Raw genomic sequence first — 2,603 nt, forward strand, 5'->3', positions numbered from 1 at the left:
AGCTCCGGGGCGGGCCGCGGCGGCCGGTGGCGTCCCGGACCGGGTCCGGCGTCGCCCCGGCGGCCGGCGCGACGGGCCGGGCGGCGTTCTCGACGGCGGGCGTCGGCGGCTGGGGTCGCAGCGACCCGTCGTCGGGCCGCCCGTCACCGGGTCGGGCGTCGGCCCGATCGCCGGTCGGCCGGGCGTCGGCGGGCAGTGTCGCCACCCGCGAGGTCACCACGGACGGTCGGGCGGTGACGGCGACCGGGCCGCCGGTGACGGCGAGGAACCCGCCGAGGCCGGCGGCGAGCACCAGCGCGGTGACCGCCAGCCGGGTCAGGTCGCGCAGCCTCGACACCCAGACCGGCTGGGTGGGGGCTACGCGGATCACCCGTCCAACCTATCCCCGACCGGCCGTACGCGCAGCGGCGGTGACCCGAGCGGAGGAGTGAGTCGGGCCACGGTGTGCCGTGTGGACGGACTGCTCCCACCAGGGATACGGCCATTGACCTGCGCCTGGATGCATCGACGAGAATGAGAATGCCGACAGTTTCCGGCCGGTGGGTCCGGGCAATTCCGCCGACGGCGTGACGCTGCGTCGCGCCGGACCGACAGACCGGAGGAGACACCATGGGAGTACGCCGTCAGGTCGTCGCGGCCGTCGCGGTCGCCGCGGCGGCGGTGCTGGCCACCGCCGCACCCGCGCAGGCCGCGCCGACCGCCGTCGACACCGGACCGCTCACCCCGGTGGCCGACGTCGACGTCGAGCGCTACGCGGGCGACTGGTACCAGGTCGCCGCCATCCCGGCCATCTTCGAGATCCAGTGCTACAAGAACGTGACGGCGCGGTACGACGTCCAGCCCGACGGCACCATCGGGGTCCGCAACACCTGCCGCACCATCGTGGGCACCACCAGCGCGGTCACCGGGCGGGCCCGCAGCGAGAACCCGCCGGCCGACTCGGCGTTGACCGTGTCCTTCCTCAAGCTCGGCGGTAGGTGGATCTACCTGGGTGGGCCGAACTACGTGGTGATCGGGCTCGATCCCGACTACCGGTGGGCGGTCGTCGGCGACCCGGACCGCAGCACCGGTTTCGTCCTCTCCCGGGAGCCGGCGCTGACCGGGGCGCAGACGGCGGCGGCGAAGGCGGCGCTCACCGCCAACGGCTACGACCTGTGCGACTTCCGCACCACCCGGCAGGACGGTGGCGGCGGAGCCGGCAGCTTCTGCTGACCCTCCATCCGCGACGGCCCGTCCCCGCCGGGGCGGGCCGTCGTCGTGTGCCGGTCCGGCGGCTCAGGACCCGGCGTCGGCCGGGTCGGGGCTGAAGAGGGCGAGCAGGGCGCCGACCTGGCGGTCGGCCTCGGCCGGGTGCCGGAAATGGCCGCTCGGGTTGAGCGTGTACTCGTTGCGCCGGCCGACCCGGGTACGCCGCAGGTAGCCGCCGGCCTCCAGGTCGGCGACGATCGCCTGGGCGGCCCGTTCGGTCACCCCGACCTCGTCGGCGACGTCGCGGAGGCGGGCGGTGGGGTTGCGGGCGATGGCGAGCAGCACATGGCCGTGGTTGGTGAGGAACGTCCAGTTCCGGGTGCTCCCCGTGCCGTCTGTCGCCATGCCGGTCATGGTATGGCCCGTACCTGGGAGACCCGTCGTCGGCCGCCCCGACGGGTCCCGGGGTCGCCCGCCGATGCGGTACGCGCCCTGGGTCCGACACGCCGTCGACACCGCGCCGACCGACGCCTGAAACGTGTATCACGAAATCTTGACGTACCTTTAGCTGCGTGTGACCGTGGGGACACGGCCGTCGTCGCCGCCGGCCGGCGTGACCAGGTGCGATTCCGGACCGAGGTGAGGCAATGGCCCCGATCACTCCGACCCAGGCGTTGGCCGAGTTGCAGGCCGGCAACCGGCGGTTCGTCGCCGGTGCGCCCCGTCATCCCAACCAGGACGCCGGGCACCGCACCGCCGTCGCCGACGGTCAGCATCCCTTCGCCGTCATCGTCGGCTGCTCCGACTCCCGGCTCGCCGCCGAGATCATCTTCGACCGGGGTCTCGGCGACCTGTTCGTGGTCCGGACCGCCGGCCACACCGCCGGGCCCGAGGTGCTCGGCAGCGTCGAGTACGCGGTCACGGTGCTCGGCACCCCGCTGGTGGTGGTCCTCGGGCACGACTCCTGCGGTGCGGTGCAGGCGGCCCGGGACACGGCCCGCACCGGCACCCAGCCCCCGGGGCACCTCTACTCGGTGGTCGCCGCCGTCGGGCCGAGCCTGCGCCGCGCGGCCCAGCAGGGGGTGCACGACATCGACGGGATCGTCGACATCCCCATCGCGCAGCCCGTCGAGGTGCTGCTCGGCAACTCTCCGGTGAGCGCCGCCGAGGTGGCCGCCGGTCGGTGCGCGGTGGTCGGCATGTCCTACCGGCACGCCGCCGGCGAGGTCCACCAGGTCGCCCCGGCCCCCGAGCCCGCCGCCGCGCTGCCCGAGCCCGCCGCCGTGGTGCCCGCACCGGCCGTGCCGGCCGGTGCCGCGCCGGAACCCGTCGCCTCCTGACCCGCACCGGTCACGACGAAGGGCGGCCCGCGGCCGCCGGGGGCCGGAGGGAGTGGGGGGCCCCACACAACAACC

The 2,603-nt window shown here is 75.1% G+C and carries 3 protein-coding genes and 1 pseudogene; 2 read left to right on the forward strand and 2 right to left on the reverse strand.

The window, feature by feature from the left end; translation table 11 throughout:
- Positions 1–370, reverse strand: a pseudogene (locus tag ACOJTC_RS25550) (hypothetical protein); the annotation flags it as partial.
- A gap of 239 nt (positions 371–609) precedes the next feature.
- Between ACOJTC_RS25550 and ACOJTC_RS25555 the strand changes: the two are divergent.
- Positions 610–1,212, forward strand: coding sequence for a lipocalin family protein (locus tag ACOJTC_RS25555; protein WP_420118799.1), 603 nt, complete (start codon positions 610–612; stop codon positions 1,210–1,212).
- Between the two features lie 63 nt (positions 1,213–1,275).
- Here ACOJTC_RS25555 and ACOJTC_RS25560 read toward each other — a convergent pair whose 3' ends face one another.
- A complete protein-coding gene (locus ACOJTC_RS25560) occupies positions 1,276–1,602 on the reverse strand; it encodes a helix-turn-helix transcriptional regulator (RefSeq protein ID WP_420118800.1) in 327 nt (108 codons plus the stop codon).
- Positions 1,603–1,835: 233 nt separating this feature from the next.
- Between ACOJTC_RS25560 and ACOJTC_RS25565 the strand changes: the two genes are divergently transcribed.
- Complete coding sequence (locus tag ACOJTC_RS25565; RefSeq protein WP_420118801.1) at positions 1,836–2,528, forward strand: carbonic anhydrase; 693 nt, start codon at positions 1,836–1,838, stop codon at positions 2,526–2,528.
- Positions 2,529–2,603: the final 75 nt, after the last annotated feature.

This window comes from Micromonospora sp., from assembly GCF_048594385.1.
Lineage (GTDB): Bacteria > Actinomycetota > Actinomycetes > Mycobacteriales > Micromonosporaceae > Micromonospora > Micromonospora wenchangensis.

Coding starts and splice junctions, on each gene's coding strand:
- ACOJTC_RS25555 (WP_420118799.1), top strand. CDS start 610: ATGGGAGTACGCCGTCAGGTCGTCGCGGCCGTCGCGGTCGCCGCGGCG.
- ACOJTC_RS25560 (WP_420118800.1), bottom strand. CDS start 1,602: ATGACCGGCATGGCGACAGACGGCACGGGGAGCACCCGGAACTGGACG.
- ACOJTC_RS25565 (WP_420118801.1), top strand. CDS start 1,836: ATGGCCCCGATCACTCCGACCCAGGCGTTGGCCGAGTTGCAGGCCGGC.